The organism is Paraburkholderia ginsengiterrae, assembly GCF_001645125.1.
GTDB classification, from domain to species: Bacteria; Pseudomonadota; Gammaproteobacteria; order Burkholderiales; family Burkholderiaceae; genus Paraburkholderia; species Paraburkholderia ginsengiterrae.
Genome location: NZ_LXKA01000109.1, coordinates 1 through 17,618, shown reverse-complemented (window position 1 = coordinate 17,618; position 17,618 = coordinate 1). Strand labels below are relative to the sequence as shown.

14 protein-coding genes are annotated in these 17,618 nt (G+C 64.0%); all 14 read right to left on the bottom strand.

Features of this window, described 5'->3' with window-relative positions:
- Nucleotides 1-72: 72 nt before the first annotated feature.
- Entirely contained in the window at nt 73-1,683 is a 1,611-nt protein-coding gene (locus A6V37_RS07640) for a tetratricopeptide repeat protein (RefSeq protein WP_064265563.1), read from the bottom strand.
- A gap of 287 nt (nt 1,684-1,970) precedes the next feature.
- Nucleotides 1,971-3,230, bottom strand: a complete 1,260-nt coding sequence (clsB, locus tag A6V37_RS07635; RefSeq protein ID WP_064265562.1) for a cardiolipin synthase ClsB — start codon at nt 3,228-3,230, stop codon at nt 1,971-1,973.
- Nucleotides 3,227-3,730 (bottom strand): dihydroneopterin triphosphate diphosphatase, encoded by a 504-nt coding sequence (gene nudB / locus A6V37_RS07630; RefSeq protein ID WP_064265654.1) that lies wholly within the window; start codon nt 3,728-3,730, stop codon nt 3,227-3,229. The genes clsB and nudB overlap by 4 nt, the downstream gene beginning before the upstream one ends.
- Nucleotides 3,731-3,900: 170 nt before the next feature.
- A complete protein-coding gene (gene aspS, locus A6V37_RS07625; RefSeq protein WP_064265561.1) occupies nt 3,901-5,700 on the bottom strand; it encodes an aspartate--tRNA ligase in 1,800 nt (599 codons plus the stop codon).
- A 63-nt stretch (nt 5,701-5,763) separates the two neighbouring features.
- Nucleotides 5,764-6,417, bottom strand: a complete 654-nt coding sequence (locus tag A6V37_RS07620; protein ID WP_064265560.1) for a DUF502 domain-containing protein — start codon at nt 6,415-6,417, stop codon at nt 5,764-5,766.
- A 75-nt stretch (nt 6,418-6,492) separates the two neighbouring features.
- Nucleotides 6,493-6,882, bottom strand: coding sequence for an FmdB family zinc ribbon protein (locus A6V37_RS07615; protein ID WP_064265559.1), 390 nt, complete (start codon nt 6,880-6,882; stop codon nt 6,493-6,495).
- Between the two features lie 182 nt (nt 6,883-7,064).
- Complete coding sequence (locus A6V37_RS07610; RefSeq protein WP_064285891.1) at nt 7,065-7,688, bottom strand: class I SAM-dependent methyltransferase; 624 nt, start codon at nt 7,686-7,688, stop codon at nt 7,065-7,067.
- 23 nt (nt 7,689-7,711) lie between these two features.
- Nucleotides 7,712-9,289 (bottom strand): ubiquinone biosynthesis regulatory protein kinase UbiB, encoded by a 1,578-nt coding sequence (gene ubiB / locus A6V37_RS07605; RefSeq protein ID WP_064285890.1) that lies wholly within the window; start codon nt 9,287-9,289, stop codon nt 7,712-7,714.
- 15 nt (nt 9,290-9,304) lie between these two features.
- A complete protein-coding gene (locus A6V37_RS07600) occupies nt 9,305-9,949 on the bottom strand; it encodes a ubiquinone biosynthesis accessory factor UbiJ (RefSeq protein ID WP_064265556.1) in 645 nt (214 codons plus the stop codon).
- A 156-nt stretch (nt 9,950-10,105) separates the two neighbouring features.
- Nucleotides 10,106-11,104 (bottom strand): Tim44 domain-containing protein, encoded by a 999-nt coding sequence (locus tag A6V37_RS07595; protein ID WP_064285889.1) that lies wholly within the window; start codon nt 11,102-11,104, stop codon nt 10,106-10,108.
- A 38-nt stretch (nt 11,105-11,142) separates the two neighbouring features.
- Complete coding sequence (gene ubiE / locus A6V37_RS07590; protein WP_064265554.1) at nt 11,143-11,874, bottom strand: bifunctional demethylmenaquinone methyltransferase/2-methoxy-6-polyprenyl-1,4-benzoquinol methylase UbiE; 732 nt, start codon at nt 11,872-11,874, stop codon at nt 11,143-11,145.
- Between the two features lie 67 nt (nt 11,875-11,941).
- Complete coding sequence (locus A6V37_RS07585) at nt 11,942-12,355, bottom strand: gamma-butyrobetaine hydroxylase family protein (RefSeq protein ID WP_064265553.1); 414 nt, start codon at nt 12,353-12,355, stop codon at nt 11,942-11,944.
- 81 nt (nt 12,356-12,436) lie between these two features.
- Nucleotides 12,437-12,865 (bottom strand): HIT family protein, encoded by a 429-nt coding sequence (locus A6V37_RS07580; protein WP_064265552.1) that lies wholly within the window; start codon nt 12,863-12,865, stop codon nt 12,437-12,439.
- Nucleotides 12,866-12,899: 34 nt separating this feature from the next.
- Nucleotides 12,900-16,982 (bottom strand): DUF3683 domain-containing protein, encoded by a 4,083-nt coding sequence (locus A6V37_RS07575; RefSeq protein ID WP_064265551.1) that lies wholly within the window; start codon nt 16,980-16,982, stop codon nt 12,900-12,902.
- Nucleotides 16,983-17,618 lie beyond the last annotated feature (636 nt).

Here is a 17,618-nt window from a genome sequence, read left to right as displayed (position 1 = left end):
GGAAAACCTCGCTGGAAGCGCTCAGCGAGAGGCCGGGCCGGCGGGCGTGGAAGCGTCTTCTTACAGGTCCAATCAGGGCTGCCTGACTGCCGGCACCAGAGCCGCGCGCCGGTTTGGAGACGCGCCCTCGGGCAAGGGAAATCTTTGCTGCAGCGCCGCGTCAACGCGCGCCAGCACATCGTCCCAATCCCCGCGCTGCGGCTGGGTGAAAAGACGTAGCCCGGGATACCACGGGCTATCGTCGCGGCCATGCAACCAGCGCCAGCAGCCCGCGAATCGGTTGAGCAACCAGACCGGCTTGCCCAGCGCCGCGGCCAGATGCGCCACCGAGGTATCGACGGCAATCACCAGATCGAGGTTGTCGACCAATGCCGCCGTATCGGCGAAGTCGGTGATTTCGTCTGTCCAGTCGACCAGATGCGCGCTGATCGCAGCGTCAGCACGCTTGGCCGGATCGTCGGTCTTTTGCAGGCTGATCCAGCACACGTTGCGCAGGGTCAGCAGCGGCGCGATTTGCGCAGCGGCAAGACTGCGCAACCCGTCCAAGGCAATCCCCGAGTTGCCACCCGCCCAAACGACGCCGACGCGCGGCAGATGCGGGACCGGCAGCGCGTCCAGTCGGGCGCGCCAGCGCGCGGCGAACCCGGCATCGGCATACAGGTAAGGAAGCGTGGCTGGAATCGTGGCCACGTGTGTCGCAAAGGCCATGGGGAGCGACATCAGCGGAATATGCTGGTCCCAGCTGGCTAACCCGGCCGGCACCGCGTCAAGCAACACGAGATCTGGCCAGCGGGCGCGTAAGGATTGGTCATAGAGGCGGCGCAACGCCGGCGGGCACACATAACCCACCTGGGCAAAGTGGGCGAGCGCGAGCGGCAGGTAGCGCACGAACTGAAGGCTGTCGCCGAAGCCCTGCTCGTGCAGCACGAGAAGACGCCCCGCGCGCGCGGGCGGCGCCTGCCCGCCGTGCGTGGCGGATGGGCTCACGCCCGGCCAACGCGGCAGGGGCACTTGCACGGGTACCCGCGCGGGACGCCCATCGGCCAGCTTGAAGCTGACCCAGCGGTCTTCGAAATATGGCCACGCTTCTTCGTAGCGGCCGGCTGTGAGCAGAACCATGGCCAGGTTATTGCGCGCGACGAGGTTGGCTGGCGCAAGCTCGATAGCACGCCGGTAGTGCCGCTCGGCCTCTTCCAGTCGACCGAGGTCCGAGCACACGCGGCCCAGATTGTTGTGCGCCGCCGAGTGGCCGGGTTCGAGTTCGAGCGTGCGGCGATAGGCGAGCGCGGCATCCTCAAGATTGCCGAGGTGTTGAAGCGTCAAGGCAAGGTTGTAGTGAAGCGGCACGAAGTCCGGCTGGATCGCGAGTCCCTGCCGAAGCGTCCGCACGGCGCCGGCAAAGTCGCCGAGACGTAGTTGAATGGCGTAGAGCGTGTTGTACAGAATCGGCTCGGGGCGAATCTGAAGAGCCCGTTCGAGCCAGCGCTGCGCGTCCTGTGGTTGGTCCGACGCCAGCGCGAGCAAGCCTCGCAAGTGGACGGCACCGACATGCTCGAAGTCTTCGGCGAGAATTCGATCGGCGAGTGTCCGCACCACGTCATGTCGACCAGCCTGATAGGCCTGCAAGGCCTGCTCGTGAAGGTTCACATGGTGGTTGGCTTGGGCGGAAGGGGGAGCAGGCATGGTTGGCGAACACGTCTCCGTTGCGCGGCCGGTCCGGTTGCCATGAGTGCGCAGTCGAACCGGCAGCGGGGCATGAGCAGAAAACGGGCTTCGGCTTCGCGATACGATGCCGCGAGCCGCCCGATTTCTAACGAGCGCAGATTATGTTTGCCAGGCTGCGGGCCGTCTTTAGGATCGTTCCGAAACGCGGCACGCCATGAGCTGATATGGCGCGCGCTGACTCAAGCATTGCGCGTTAAGCCGCTCTCGTGCGACAGCCGCCGCTGTATGCGGCGCGTTAGCGCACGTCAGTCGTACCCGCCCACCGTCAGCAGCTTCATCACTGCCCGATAGCTCGTGTAGGCGAGCCAGTTGAGCAGACGCTCGCCGGCCGGCCTGGCGTCGTAGCGCGCCTCGTCGATGCGCCGCGAGTCTTTGAACGCGACGAGGATCGCTTCACGCAACGCGCCGATCGACGGGTCGTTCACCAGCACCACGTTGGCTTCGTTGTTGAGCACGAGACTCAGCGCGTCGAGGTTCGACGAGCCGACCGTCGCCCAGTTCGAATCCACCACCGCGACCTTGCCGTGCAGCATGGTTTTTTCGTATTCGGCGATCTGCACGCCGGCCTTGAGCAACGCGCGATACAGAAACGGTACCGCGTAATCGAGCGCCTTGAACTCCTTGCGCCCGACAATCAGCTTCACCACGACGCCGCGCCGCGCCGCGAACACCAGCGCGCGCCGCAGCTTGCGCCCTGGCATGAAATACGGATTGGCGAGCAGCACTTCATTGCGCGCCTGGCCGATCGCGGCCAGATACGCTTTTTCGATGGCTCGCCGGTTGATCAGGTTGTCGCGTGCGACGAACGCGACACACGGCTGGCCGCCCGCCCACAACTCCTCGTTACGGCGACGGCGACGCCTGCGCAGACTGCCGAGCGAGGCGGCGGTCTTCGGACCGCCTTGCGGCTCCAGCGAGTCGAGCGGCCGATGTCCGAGCCGGATCCGCTGCCACTGCACCTCGAACGCCTGGCGGATATCGGCGACCACCGGCCCGTGCAATTCGACCGCGAAGTCCCAGCGCCGGTACGGCAGCTTTGCACCGTTGTTCTCGTAGTCGTCGACGATATTGATGCCGCCGCAATATCCGAACTGGTCGTCGATCACCGCCAGCTTGCGGTGCGTGCGCGAAAAGCCAAAGCGGCCAAAAATATGCGGGTTGTAGATGCGATGCTCGATGCCGGCCGCGAGCCAATCGTTGAACATCGGCAGACGTTCGGTGCCGATGCCGTCCGTAATCACGCGCACCTTCACCCCGCGCGCGACGGCGCGTAATAGCGCCGCGCTGACCGCCTGGCCGGCATGGTCATTTTCGAAGATATAGGTTTCGAGAACCACGTCGCTTTGCGCCGCATCGACACGCGCAATCAGGGCGCGGAAGAATTCATCGCCGGCACACAGCAGCTTGACGTCATTACCGCTGGTGAAGCGGTAACGCTGCCAATAGCGGCGGCCGAGCAGCGCTTGCCGCAGTCGGGCGAAACGGCGCGCGCCGCCGACACTCATCGGCCACGCTCTGCGGAATGCCCACCTAACGGGCGCCCACTGAGCCGCCTGGGCAACTGCAAGATCGCATCGGCATTCGACGACGAGAAGCAGCGCGACGCCGCCTCTTCATACGGCAGCCACAGAAACGCGGTGTGCTCGCGCGGCGCCAGCGTGACCTCGAGCTGCTCGGGCACTTCCACGCTGAACCAGTGCTCGGTGTTGTGGATCACGCCTTCAGCGTAGCGATACCGGAACTCCGGGTAGATCTCGTATTCGATCGAATAGTGCCAATCGAACAGCGCATTGCGCGGCACCCGCGCACTGCCCACCACGATGCCGGTCTCTTCGGCCACTTCGCGCACCGCCGTCTCGACGAGCGGCTCATCCAGCCGGTCTTTTGAGCCCGTGACCGACTGCCAGAAACCGGCATGATCGGCGCGCTCGATCAACAGCACGTCGAGCGCGGGCGTATGAATAATGACGAGAACGGATTGCGGAATCTTCGGCGGTTTCGGCATGGCGTGAAAGCTGGGCGCAACGCTTGCGCGGTACATGTCGGCGAGTGGAACGATGAAAGGCGGAGCGCCGTTGCATCGACTGTAACGCAAAAAACAAGAAAGGCGCATGACGCGCCTTTCCTGTTTGCTCCGGCTGTCGTTTTCAGACAGCACCGACCTGCTTCAGGCCGTTACACCTTCGGTTCCGGCGTACGCACACGGATGTGCAACTCGCGCAACTGGCGCTCGTCCACTTCGCTCGGCGCCTGCGTGAGCAGACACTGCGCGCGTTGTGTCTTCGGGAACGCGATCACGTCGCGGATCGAATCGGCGCCGGCCATCATCGTGACGATGCGGTCCAGGCCGAAGGCGATACCGCCGTGCGGCGGCGCGCCGTATTGCAGCGCGTCGAGCAGGAAGCCGAACTTGGCTTGCGCTTCTTCCGCACCGATCTTCAGCGCGCGGAACACCTTGCTCTGCACTTCTTCACGGTGGATACGCACCGAGCCGCCGCCGATTTCCCAGCCGTTCAGCACCATGTCGTAGGCCTTCGCGAGGCAGCGCGCCGGATCCGTTTCCAGGTACTCGAGGTGCTCGTCCTTCGGGCTCGTGAACGGGTGATGCGCGGCCACGTAGCGGTTGTCTTCCTCGTCGTACTCGAACATCGGGAAGTCGATCACCCACAGCGGCTTCCAGCCGGTTTCGACCAGACCGTTGGCCTTGCCGAATTCCGAATGGCCGATCTTCAGGCGCAGCGCGCCCAGGCTGTCGTTCACCACCTTCGCGCGATCCGCCGCGAAGAAAATGATGTCGCCGTCTTGCGCGCCGGTGCGCTCGATGATCGCCTTGACCGCTTCGTCGTGCAGGTTCTTGACGATCGGGCTTTGCAGACCGTCACGGCCCTTCGCGACTTCGTTGACCTTGATCCACGCCAGACCCTTCGCGCCATAGATGCGCACGAATTCCGTGTAGCTGTCGATATCGCCGCGCGAAAGCTCGCCGCCCTTCGGCACGCGAATCGCCGCGACGCGGCCGTCTTTCGTGTTGGCCGGCGTGCTGAACACCTTGAAGTCGACGTCTTTGACCGCGTCCGTGAGGTCCGTGAATTCGAGCTTCACGCGCAGGTCCGGCTTGTCCGAGCCGAAACGGCGCATGGCTTCCGAATACAGCATGACCGGGAATTTCTCGGCCAGCTCGACGCCGATCGTTTCCTTGAACACGTGACGGATCATCGCCTCGAACAGATCGCGGATTTCCTGTTCGTTGAGGAACGAGGTTTCGCAGTCGATCTGCGTGAATTCCGGCTGACGGTCAGCGCGCAGGTCTTCGTCGCGGAAGCACTTGACGATCTGGTAGTAGCGATCGAAGTTCGCCACCATCAGCAGCTGCTTGAACAGCTGCGGCGACTGCGGCAGCGCGAAGAACTGGCCCGGGTTCGTACGCGACGGCACGAGGTAGTCGCGCGCGCCTTCCGGCGTGCTCTTGGTCAGCATCGGCGTTTCGATGTCGATGAAGCCCAGCGAGTCGAGATACTTGCGCGCTTCGATCGACACGCGGTAGCGCAGACGCAGGTTGTGCTGCATCTGCGGACGGCGCAGGTCAAGCACGCGGTGCGTGAGGCGCGTGGTTTCCGACAGGTTGTCGTCGTCGAGCTGGAACGGCGGCGTGATCGAGGCGTTCAGCACGATCAGCTCGTGGCACAGCACTTCGATCTTGCCGCTCTTGAGCGCGGCGTTCGTGGTGCCTTCCGGACGGGCGCGAACCACGCCCTTGATCTGCAGGCAGAACTCGTTGCGCACGCCTTCGGCGGTCTTGAACATCTCCGCGCGGTCCGGGTCGCAGACGACCTGAACGAGGCCTTCGCGATCGCGCAGGTCGATGAAGATGACGCCGCCGTGGTCGCGGCGGCGGCTCACCCAGCCGCACAGCGAAACGGTTTGGCCCAGCAGTTCTTCGGTCACCAGACCGCAGTATTCAGATCTCATCGACATGATGTTTGTCTTTCGTTTTGCATTGGTTGAACGGCGCGTGGCATTGAAACGCAACGCACCGCGTTACAGCGGAGGCTCGACTGTCGTGCGGCGCACCGGCGCCGGCGGCGCGGACGGCGCCACGACGCCCATCGAGACGATGTACTTGAGTGCGGCGTCGACCGTCATGTCGAGCTCGATCACTTCACTTCTCGGCACCATCAGGAAGAAACCGGACGTCGGGTTCGGCGTGGTCGGCACATACACGCTGACGTGATCTTCTTTCAGGTGGTTGACCACGTCGCCACCCGGAACGCCGGTCAGAAACGCAATCGTATAGGAACCGCGGCGCGGGTACTCGATCAGCAGCGCCTTGCGAAACGCGTTGCCGCTGCTCGACAGCAAGGTGTCGGACACTTGCTTGACGCTGGTGTAGATCGGGCCGACCACCGGAATGTGACCAACCACGAGCTCCCACCACTTCACGAGCTTCTGCCCTATGAAGTTTTGCGTCAACAGCCCGACGACAAAGATGAACGCCAGCGTCAGCACCGCCCCGAGGCCGGGAAGACGGAAGCCGAACAGGCGCTCCGGCTGCCACGCGCTCGGCAGCAGCAACAGCGTCTGGTCCATCGTGCCGATGATCAGGCCGAGCACCCACAGTGTGATAGCCAGAGGCACCAGCACCAGCAGGCCAGTCAGGAACACCGATTTGAGCGTCGTTTTTTTCGTCGTCATGTGTACCGCCAGAAAGCCGCGCGGGCCGAAGCCCAAGGCGCGGCGTGTGCGCCGCCCGCAAGGGCGGCAGTCCCACTAGGCGCTGCCGGAACCGCTCGAGCTCGCCGAAGCGGCGGGTGCGGCAGCAGGCGCGGACGGCGTGGCCGCCGCGCTCGATGAAGCAGCTGCGGCCGTGCTGCTGGCCGGGGCCGTGCCGGATTGCGCGGCGCCATTGCCGGCGGCCGCATTCTCACCGGATGCGCCGTTCGCGTCGGGCTTGGCCGGCGCGCTCGCGCCGCCATTGCCGCCGCGGAAATCGGTCACATACCAGCCGGAACCCTTCAACTGGAAACCCGCGGCAGTGACCTGCTTGCGAAATGTGTCTTTCCCGCACTCGGGACACTGCGTCAACGGGGAGTCGCTCATCTTCTGAAGCACGTCCTTCCCGAAGCCGCATGACTCGCAACGATAAGCGTAGATCGGCATGACCTTTTTCCTACTGAAATCTTGTAAACGCTTGCAAAGCCTTGAATTATAGCCGCAAACGATAGCCCTCCCCCGGATTTCCGGGACGAGCGCCCGACGGAGCCGCCGTTGCGCTAGGTGGGGGCGGCGGCCGTCGAATCAAGTGCGGCCCGCGCCGCGGCCGGGCGCAGCGATGCAGCCCGTCAGCCGCGGCGGCGCCAGGTCAGCCAGCGCTCACGGCCGGCGAACACGGCAATCGAATCGTGCACGGCTTCGTCTTCGATCAACTCGAAGTACGGCGCGAGCAGCGCGTCGAGCTCCGCGCGCTCGACACCGAACGGCGGCCCTTTCGGCGTCGCGCCGATGAAATAGAACCCGGCCAGCAACGCGCCGGCGGGCAACAGGTCGCCCATTCGCTGCGCATAGTCCGCGCGGCGCGCGAGCGGCAAAGCGCAAAAGAACGCGCGCTCGTAAATCCAGCCAGGCGTGAACGGCGGCGTGTAGGTGAAGAAATCCGCCTGCTCCACCAGTGGCGCGTGCTGCGCGCCCAACTGAGCGTGCGCGGCCGCCACGGCCGCCGCCGAAAAGTCGATGGCCCTGACCGGGTTGTCGTGTTCCGCCAGCCACAGCGCTTCGTACGCGCTGCCGCAGCCCGGAATCAGCACGGCGGCGCTCGCGTGGCGCGCGGCGAACGACTTAAACGCGGACGGCACACCCGCCTGACCCCAAGGCGTGAATTGGCGCTCGAACCGCTCGTCCCAGAACGCCGGCGAATTGGGGTCGCGAGACTCGAAATCGGGCATGGCGGGTTGGGTGGGGTCGCTCATCGAATACCTCCTTGGAATCTCCATCAACCGCCGTACGCGAGCGCGAGGAACGCCCGCGCCAGCGCCGCGCCGACACCGACCGCCACGCCGAACAGCAGCAGGCCTTGCAACAGCCGGTTGGTGCGTTTCTGCTCGAGCAGGATCTGTTGAACGATGTCGTCGTTCGCGCCGCGCCCTTGATCGTGGCGCGCAGCCAGCACGTGATGGATCAGGCGCGGCAGCTGCGGCAGCGTCTTGCTCCACTGCGGCGCCTCGATTTTCAGCCGTTCGTACCAGCCGCGCACGCCGATCTGCTCGTTCATCCAGCGTTCGAGGTAGGGCTTCGCCGTTTTCCACAGATCCAGTTCCGGATCGAGCGAGCGGCCGAGACCTTCCACGTTCAGCATGGTCTTTTGCAGCAGCACCAGTTGCGGCTGGATCTCGACGTTGAAGCGGCGCGAAGTCGAGAACAGGCGCATCAGCACCTGGCCCAGTGAAATGTCTTTCAGCGCGCGGTCGAAGTACGGCTCGCACACCGCGCGAATCGCACTCTCGAGTTCTTCGACGCGCGTGGTGGGCGGCACCCAGCCCGATTCCAGATGCAGCGTGGCGACGCGATGGTAGTCGCGCTTGAAAAATGCGAGGAAGTTCTGCGCGAGATAGTTCTTATCGAAATCCGACAGCGCGCCGATGATCCCAAAGTCGAGCGCGATATAGCGGCCGAAGTGCGCCGGATCGAGGCTCACCTGAATGTTGCCCGGGTGCATGTCGGCGTGGAAAAAACCGTCGCGAAACACCTGGGTGAAGAAAATCTCGACCCCTTCGCGCGCCAGCTTCGGAATATCCACGCCCGCCGCGCGCAGCGTCTCCACCTGGCTGATCGGCACGCCGACCATGCGCTCCATGACCAGCACCGTGGGTGTGCAGAACTCCCAGTACATCTCCGGCACCAGCAGCAGGTCCAGCCCGACGAAGTTGCGCCGCAGCTGGCTGCCGTTGGCCGCTTCGCGCATCAGGTCGAGTTCGTCGTGCAGATATTTGTCGAATTCGGCGACCACTTCGCGCGGTTTCAGACGCTTGCCGTCGGCCCACAGGCGCTCCGCCCACACGGCGATGTCGCGCAGCAAGGCGAGGTCGGAATCGATCACCGGCAGCATGTTCGGGCGCAGCACCTTGACGGCGACCGCTTTGCCGGCGTGCTGCCCGGCTTTCACCGTCGCGAAATGGACTTGCGCGATCGACGCGCTCGCCACCGGCACCCGCTCGAAATCGTCGAACAGCACGTCGACCGGCGCGCCGAGCGACTTCTCGATCAGCCCGATCGCCACCGCCGAATCGAACGGCGGCACCTGATCCTGGAGCTTCGCCAGTTCATTGGCGATGTCGACCGGCAGCAGATCGCGCCGGGTGGACAGCACCTGCCCGAACTTGACGAAGATCGGCCCGAGGCTTTCGAGCGCAAGCCGCAAACGCACGCCGGGCGGCTGGTTGAACTTGCGGCCGATCGTGGTGATGCGCAACAGCAGACGCACGCGCCGGTCGTTGACGCGGCTAAGCATCATCTCATCGAGGCCGAAGCGGATGACCGTGAAAAAAATCTTGAGGAAACGCAGAAAACGCATGGTTGTGCCCGTTGACTAGCGCGTGCCGCGCGATGTGGCGGCGGCGTCCGGCGCATTGGCGCTACGGGCTTCGACCTTCTGTTCAAGACGCTCGATACGTTTTTCCACCCGCGCCAAGGCGTCGCGCGCGCGGGCCAGCTCAACGTTGAAGTCCGCGAGCGCGGTGCGGCGCACCAGTTGCGGGTTCTCGTCGAGCAAATATTCGGCGGCGGTGTCGAGCAGGTTGCGGCCGGTGCGTTGCACATGTTCGCCGACCGTACGCACGACCGAGGCCACCCGCCACGCCGGACCGTCGCCGATAAGCCGCGACAGATCCTCTTCCGGCTCCCAGCGCAGGTGCTCGGCGAGCTTGGCGATCACCGTGGCGAATTCGGCGTCGCCTTCAATTTTCACGTGCTTCATCACCGCCGCCTGGCCGCCCTGGACGAAGGCCGGCAACGCGTCGGACGGCACCGAGATGGTCACGTCGAACTGGTGCGCCTCGGTTTCGGCGACCACGCCCAGATAGCCATCTGGCTGCACCAGCAGCGCCAATACGACCGGCGGGCACGACAGTCTGGCGGTCTTGCCCGCATACGGGGCGAGGCGCTCACGAGCCCACGATTCACGGGCGAGCAGATGATTGACAGCAGCGGCGAAGGGCTTGGCGGCGAGGGTCATTGAAGGTGGCAAGAAAAAACCCGCGCGAGCGAGGTGCCCGCGCGGGTTCCTATTGTAACGTCCGTTCGCTTCGCGGCCTGCTATGCCGAACGGCCAACGCTTGCCGGGGCCAAATCAGGATGCACCGTCCTGCCTTGGCCCGGTTCCGGCAGCGTCTCAGTGCTGCGTGACCTGCTGGATGCCGGCGAGCAGCCAGCCTTCGCCGGGGCGGTTCGCCTTGGACAGGTTCCAGACTTCGACAAACGGCTCCGCGGCCGCGCCCGGATTCTCGCGAATCAGGCCCGAGAAGCGCACGCTGGCAAAGTATTCGTTCGCGCGTTCTTCCACGCCCAGCAACTCGGCGTTCAGCTGCACCACGTCCGTCTGATTCGTCTCGGTACCGCGCGAAGACAGATCGACTCTCACCTCGGCGAACATCTCCGGCGTGGTGAATTCGCGGATGTCCTCGATATTGCCGACGTCCCATGCGGCCTGCAGCCGCACGAAGTACACCTTGGCGTTACGCAGGAACGCTTCCGAGTCGAAGCCGGCCGGCACGGTGGGCGCGGCGTTGACGGACGGCGTGCTCAACGGGTTGCCCTGCGGCTCGAGGTAAGAGCCAGTGGAGGGCGCGTTGTAACGCGGTTCCTGGGAATAGCCCGTGCCGCCCGAATTGAGGGACGGCGCGCTGCCCGCGTACGCCGGCTGCGCCGCGTCGCGCTTGCGGCCCATGAAGCGGCGGATCAGCCAGATACCAATCATCGCAATGAGAGCAATCACGATGATGTTGGCCATGGCGCTCGCGAACGCGCCGCCCAGCGCGAAGTGCGACAGCAGCGCGGCGATGCCGAGACCGGCCGCGAGACCGGCGATTGGCCCCAGCCAGCGCGAGCGGTTAGGCTGCGCGGCGGGCGCCGGCGTGGGCGCGGGCGCCGGTGCCGGCTGCGCACGCTGCTGCATGGCCTGATTGCTTTGGGAGGGTTGCGACGGCGCCGACTGCTGCGAAACGGTATTCGACTGACGGCCAATGCTACGGCCACCGCCCATGCGGCGCGCTTCCGCATCGAGCGAAGCGAGAGAGCCGGCCATGATCAGACCGACCACCGCGATCAGTCCGATTCTTCTCACCAGCGACCGCCCAACCTTACGGGGAGATAACACACCTGAATCGGACATTTTCGTACTTTCCTTTAAAAATCGATGGGTTAGGAACCCTAGTATTTGGTCCCCACATGTAAAGCTACCACGCCAGCTGACAAATTGTAATATTTGACGCCGTCCAGGCCAGCTTGTTCCATCATTGTTTTTAAAGTTTCCTGATCCGGATGCATCCGGATCGATTCCGCCAGGTACTGATAGCTCTCGGCGTCTTTCGCAAAGCGCTCGCCCAGCCACGGCAACACCTTAAAAGAATAGACGTCGTAGACCTTCTTGAGCGGATCCCACACCTTCGAAAATTCCAGCACCAGCAGACGCCCGGCCGGTTTCAGCACGCGCCGCATTTCCGCCAGCGCGACGTCCTTGTGCGTCATGTTGCGCAGACCGAATGCCACGGTCACCACATCGAAGTAATTGTCCGGAAAGGGAATTTTCTCCGCGTCACAGAGCAGCGCCGGGGTGATCACGCCCTTGTCCAGCAGGCGGTCGCGGCCCACGCGCAGCATCGATTCATTGATGTCGGTATGCCAGACTTCGCCGGTTTCGCCTGCCTGTTTAGCAAACGCCTTCGACAGATCGCCCGTGCCGCCCGCGATGTCGAGCACCTTGTAACCCGGGCGCACGTTGGCCTGGGCGATCGTGAACATCTTCCACGCCCGGTGCAACCCGCCCGACATCAGGTCGTTCATCAAGTCGTAGTTGGCGGCAACCGAGTGGAACACCCCCGCCACCTTCTGCGCCTTGTCCTGTTCGTCGACCGATTGAAAGCCGAAGTGGGTTTTGCTCATCGCGCTCGTCCTTTCGCGTATTCTGAAATGTTGCGCCGCATCAGCGCGGCGCCCGGGGCGAATCGTATCAGTGACAGTGTCCGTGTGCAGCACCGGCTTGAACCATCGGCGTATCCCGATCGACGCCGGCCGCCTGAAGTTTGGCGAGATAGCCCTGCCAGAGTTCATCCTGGCGGACAGCCATGTCGTACAGCAGGTCCCAGGAATAGATGCCGGTGGCGTGTCCGTCGGAGAAAGTCGGCTGCAACGCGTAATTGCCGACGCCCTCGATCATGGTGATCGTCACTTCGCGCTTGCCGGTCTGCAGGGTTTCCTGCCCCGGCCCGTGGCCCTGCACCTCCGCCGACGGCGAATACACGCGCAGCAGCTCGAACGGCAGGCGATACGATTCGCCGTTTGCGTACTGCAATTCGAGTACGCGCGATTTGGAATGCACGACTACGCCGGTCGGCACCGGCGTATCAGGGGTCAGTCCACTCATCATGACCTCAGTAGAAATACCGCGCCGCCCCAGGTTGCCGCCCTCTCGGGGCTCCGGCGCGACACGGCAGATTCGGAACGCTCAACCGATAGCCTGTTCGATTTCCTGCCGCACCGCTTCGCGCAGCAGGGTGGCCTGCGCGCGCCGCGACGACAGCATCGCTTCGGACACCGTGCGCTGGCGCGGCGCCCAGATGGGCAGCGGGAAATGAGCGTCGTTCGAAAAACGCGGAATCACATGCCAATGCACGTGCGGCACCTGGTTGCCGAGGCTCGCCAGGTTCACCTTGACCGGCTGAAGGATGCGCCGGATCGCGCGCTCGACCGCGTACACGGCCTGCATCACGCGATCGCGGTCGCGCCCGTCGAGATCGGAAAACTCCGCCACATGCCCGTTCCAGATCACTCGGCAAAAACCCGGGTAATCGTGTTCGTCGGCGAGGACGACACGCAAGGTATCGTCCTGCCACAAGACATCACCACCGTCTTCACGGCAAAAAACGCAGTCCATCGTCGTCCTCAGGCAAAAATCGTCAGTCGTGCCATTAAACCAGCACGCGCTCGATTCCGCCATTGTTCGCCCGTTGCACGTAGTCGGCCATCCAGTTCTCACCCAGCACGTGACGCGCCATCTCGACCACGATGTAGTCCGCCTCGATGCCGGCGTCTTCGTTGTAGCGCGACAGGCCTTGCAGGCAGGACGGGCAGCTCGTCAGGATCTTCACGTCGGTGGCGCCAGCCTGTTGCGTGCCGTTGCCCGTATTGGGCAAAGCGCCGTTCGGCGCACCTGCCGCGTTGGCCGGGCCAGTCCCATTCGCGCCGGCGCTGGCGACCACCGGAATGCCGCGCAGCTTCGCCGCACCCTTGCGAATTTCCTCTTCCTTGCGGAAGCGCACCTGCGTCGAAATGTCAGGCCGCGTGACCGCGAGTGTGCCGGATTCGCCACAGCAGCGATCGTTCTTCTCGATCTTGTAGCCGTCGTTCTCCGAGCCCATCAACTGGTTGACGAGCTTGACCGGGTCCATCGTCTTGATCGGGGTGTGGCACGGGTCGTGGTACATGTAGCGCACGCCGTTCACGCCCTCGAGCTTCATGCCTTTCTCCAGCAGGAACTCGTGAATGTCGATGATCCGGCAGCCCGGAAAGATCTTCTCGAATTCATAGCCGGCCAACTGGTCGTAACACGTGCCGCACGACACCACGACCGTCTTGATGTCGAGGTAGTTCAGCGTATTGGCGACACGGTGGAACAGCACGCGGTTGTCCGTAACGATCTGCTCGGCCTTGTCGTACTGGCCCGAGCCCCGCTGCGGATAACCGCAGCACAGGTAGCCCGGCGGCAGCACGGTTTGCACGCCCGCTTCCCACAGCATGGCCTGGGTGGCGAGACCGACTTGCGAGAAGAGCCGCTCGGAGCCGCATCCCGGGAAGTAGAACACCGCTTCCGTGTCGGCGTTGGTGGTCTTCGGATTGCGGATGATCGGGACAATCTTGTTGTCCTCGATATCGAGCAACGCGCGCGCCGTCTTCTTCGGAAGATTGCCCGGCATCTTCTTGTTCATGAAGTGGATCACCTGCTGCGTGACCGGTGGTTTGCCGACGGTCGCCGGCGGGTGCGCCGTCTGCTTCTTCGCGAACTTCTTCAGCACTTCGTTGCCGAGGCGCTGGGCCTTGTAGCCGACGCCCATCATCGCAGTGCGCGCGAGGTTGATGGTCTGCGGATTCGTCGCGTTGAGGAAGAACATGCCGGCTGCGTTGCCCGGGTTGAACTTCTTCTTGCCCATCTTGCGCAGCAGGTTGCGCATGTTCATGGTCACGTCGCCGAAATCGATCTTCACCGGGCACGGCGTCACGCATTTGTGACAGACGGTGCAGTGATCCGCGACGTCGTTGAACTCGTCCCAGTGCTTGATCGACACGCCGCGGCGGGTCTGCTCTTCGTACAGGAACGCCTCGACCAGTAGCGAGGTGGCGAGAATCTTGTTGCGCGGGCTGTACAGCAGGTTCGCGCGCGGCACGTGGGTCGCGCACACCGGCTTGCACTTGCCGCAGCGCAGGCAGTCTTTGATCGACTCGGAAATCGCGCCGATGTCGGACTGCTGCATGATCAGCGATTCATAACCCATCAGCCCGAAGCTGGGCGTGTAGGCGTTGCGCAGGTCGGCGCCTTCGAGCAGCTTGCCCGCGTTGAAACGGCCATGCGGATCGACGCGCTGCTTGTACTTGCGGAATTCGCCGATCTCGTCGTCGGTCAGGAATTCGAGCTTGGTGATGCCGATGCCGTGCTCGCCGGAAATCACGCCGTCGAGCGAACGCGCCAGCTTCATGATGCGCGCAACCGCCGTATGGGCGTCCTGCAGCATCTCGTAGTTGTCGGAGTTGACCGGCAGATTGGTGTGGACGTTGCCGTCGCCCGCGTGCATGTGCAGCGCCACGAACACGCGGCCGCGCAGCACCTGCTTGTGGATCGCCTGAGCCTCGTCGAGGATCGGCTTGAACTCGCCGCCGTTGAAGATCTGACGCAGTTCCGCGCGGATTTCCTGCTTCCACGACACGCGAATCGTGCGGTCCTGGGTGACATGGAACACGTTCGCATCGGGCTGCGCGTCCGCGCGGTCGGCGAACTTCTCCGCCAGCGCTTCGTAGCCGAGCCCGACCAGATAGTGCTGCGCTTCACGCAAAGAGAGATCGAGCTTGTCGCGCAGGAATTCCCAGCGCGTACGCACGCGCTTCAACAGATCGAGCGCCTGCTGCACACGGTCTTCGAGCAATTCGGCGCTCGGAATTTCGTTGGCGTCGTCGCTCTTGCCGAGCGGCAGCTTGCCGCCCTTGAAGAAGGCTTCGAGCGCGTCGACCAGTTGCAGCTTGTTCTTGATCGACAGCTCGATGTTGATGCGCTCGATGCCGTCCGTGTACTCGCCCATGCGGTCGAGCGGGATCACCACGTCTTCGTTGATCTTGAACGCGTTGGTGTGCTTGGCGATCGCGGCGGTACGGCTGCGGTCGAGCCAGAAACGCTTGCGCGCTTCGGCATTGACCGCGACGAAGCCTTCGCCGCTCTTGCCGTTGGCCATGCGCACGACTTCCGAGGTGGCCTGCGCGACCGCATCCGCGTCGTCGCCGACGATGTCGCCAATCAGCACCATCTTCGGGAATGCATTGCGCTTGCTCTTGGTCGCGTAGCCGACCGCGCGCAGATAGCGCTCGTCCAGATGCTCCAGGCCTGCGAGAATCGCACCGCCCTGCTTCGACGTCTCGAACAAGTAATCCTTGATTTCGACGATGCTCGGAATCGCATCGCGCGCCTGGCCGAAGAATTCAAGGCAGACGGTGCGCGTGTGCGCCGGCATCTTGTGCAGCACCCAGCGGGCGGACGTGATGAGCCCGTCGCAGCCTTCTTTCTGCACGCCCGGCAGGCCAGCGAGGAATTTGTCCGTGACGTCCTTGCCGAGGCCTTCCTTACGGAACACGCGGCCTTTGATATCGAGCGACTCGCTGCGCAGCAGCTTCTCGCCCGGCGCGTAGTTGCCGTCGAACCATTTCAGCTCGAAACGCGCCACTTCGACGTCGTGGATCTTGCCCATGTTGTGGTCGAGGCGCGTGACTTCGAGCCAGTTCCCTTCCGGGTCGACCATGCGCCACCAGGCGAGGTTGTCGAGCGCCGTGCCCCACAGCACCGCCTTCTTGCCGCCCGCGTTCATCGCGACGTTGCCGCCGACGCAGGACGCGTCCAGCGAGGTCGGATCGACCGCGAACACGAAGCCGGCCTGTTCGGCCGCTTCGGTCACGCGACGCGTGACGACGCCAGCGCCGGAGAAAATCGTCGCGACTTTGCGGTCGACGCCCGGCAGTTCGGTCATTTCGACCGCGCCGAGCTGTTCGAGCTTCTCGGTGTTGATGACAGCGGAGAACGGCGTGAGCGGCACCGCGCCGCCCGTGTAGCCCGTGCCGCCGCCACGCGGAATCACCGTCAGACCGAGTTCGAAACACGCCTTGATCATGCCGGCGATCTCGGCTTCGGTATCCGGCGTGAGCACGACGAACGGATATTCGACACGCCAGTCGGTCGCGTCGGTCACGTGCGAGACACGGGACAGGCCGTCGAACTTGATGTTGTCTTTTTCCGTGACCTTGCCTAGCACCTTGGTGGCGCGGCGGCGCAGATCGTAGGTTTTCTGGAATTCGCTTTCGAAAGCGTCGACGGCACGGCGCGCGGCCTGCACCAGCGTTTCGACGCGCGCGGCGCGGTCAACGCCCGCTTCGTCGCCGTGTTCGACCAGATCGGCGCGGCGGCGCTTCTCGATCTCGCTCAACCGGTGATGCAACGCCTCGATCAGCAGCGCGCGGCGCTTCGGATTGTCGAGCAGGTCGTCCTGCAGATACGGATTGCGGCGCACGACCCAGATATCGCCGAGCACTTCGTACAGCATCCGTGCCGAGCGGCCGGTACGGCGTTCCGCGCGCAACTCGGCGAGCACCGCCCAGGCTTCGTCGCCTAGCAGGCGGATAACGATTTCACGGTCGGAGAACGACGTGTAGTTATAGGGAATTTCGCGCAGACGCGCTTCGGGATCGGCGGCCACCGCAGCGGCGGCCCCGTGCGGATCGAATACTTGAGGTGCGTTCATGTTCGGACGACTCGGTGGGTCAACCAGGCGCGCTCATTGGCGAGGCGTCGGATGACGGTGCGCGTGGGGCGCAATGCTGGAAATCTTATTTGGGAGCGAAGCGCCACCGGCGGTGTACCCACACCGGTCGCTTCGCGGCGCTCGGGTCTAGCTACACGATCGTGCGTGGCGGACGAGACGCTCCGCCGCGGGGCAAGACTCACGCGGTGCGGGCATCAAGTGGGCGATCCGAGGCTGCCAGTGCATCTTCCGATCCTTATTCCAAAATGGAATTCTACCGCATGATCCCGCCACGCGTTGACGGCTGAAATCTGAGCAAAGGCGGGGCTTTACGCGATTTCATGGCGAATCGCACACACGGGCCACACACCGGATTTCCCGACCGAACGGTCGGGCGGCCCGCGCAGGACGGGCTCGAGGGATAGTCAACGGGCCAGAGCGTACCCCGTTGGCGCTATCATTGACCTTTTCCCGTCTCACATAGCGCACCGCGCCACCCGCATGGCTTCCCACGACTACCTGAAGAAAACCCTGACCGCACGCGTCTACGACGTGGCGCGCGAGACCGAACTCGAACGCGCGCCGAATCTGTCGGCACGCCTGCGCAATCCGGTCTACCTGAAGCGCGAGGACAAC